1 protein-coding gene is annotated in these 930 nt (G+C 41.4%); it reads left to right on the top strand.

Annotation, left to right across the window (positions count from 1 at the left end; genetic code table 11):
* Positions 1-596 (top strand): Na+/H+ antiporter NhaC family protein (locus tag ACS8FC_RS15525; RefSeq protein ID WP_439297429.1); only part of this gene is annotated, 596 nt, incomplete at its 5' end.
* Positions 597-930 lie beyond the last annotated feature (334 nt).

Consider the following 930-nt stretch of genomic DNA (forward strand, 5'->3'; position numbering starts at 1 on the left):
TTGCCGCAGCGCTGATCATTACTTATATCCATAGCTCACCCAGCTTTGGTCAGTTAGGTGGTTATCTGTTTGCCGGTTATGCGCCTGCTGAGTCATTAGAGTTAGGTGAGGTGGGCGGTATGCTGTCACGCGGCGGTGTACAGAGTATGTTCTTTACTCAGGCGATTGTGATATTGGCATTAAGCTTAGGTGGTTTGCTGACGGCACTAGGTATTCTGCCAGCATTACTGTCTGGTATTAAGGACACATTGACGACGTCAGGACGAGCGATCTTTGCGGCAGCGATGTCGGCACTGAGCATCAATGTGCTGATCGGTGAGCAGTATTTGAGTATTCTATTATCCGGTACTGCCTTCCGGTCGACATTTGAGCGTCTGCAACTACATCCTAAGAATTTGTCTCGGACGATTGAGGATGCAGGAACGGTGATTAATCCGCTGGTGCCATGGAGTGTGTGCGGGGTATTTATTAGTCAGGCATTGGGCGTGCCAGTATTAGATTACTTGCCGTATGCGTTTTTCTGTTATTTGTCATTGCTATTAACACTGCTGTTTGGCTTTACGGGGGTGACGATTAGTAAGAGGGTAAGTAGGTAGGGATTTTAATAAGGATATTTTATAAATAATGCTATTTTTATAATAGTTAACTTATTTCTTATCTTAAGATCCGAAGCATTATATGAGTGCAGTTATTCGTGGTGAGACACGTATTGCTTTATTTGAGAGTGTAGATATCTAAGCGTGATAGTAAAGTAGGCGTATATAAGCCGCAAAAAGCATCATCCAATGAGTAGTCGGATGATGCTTTTATGATTTTAGTCATGACACTTTTTAATAATAACTTTTAAATTAATAAAAAGTTTTAGACATGTGGCGCTTTGATAGATTCAGTCGTTCAATTAATTGAATATCCCCAAGTGATATCGTTTAT

This window comes from Psychrobacter sp. 1Y4 (assembly GCF_051847555.1).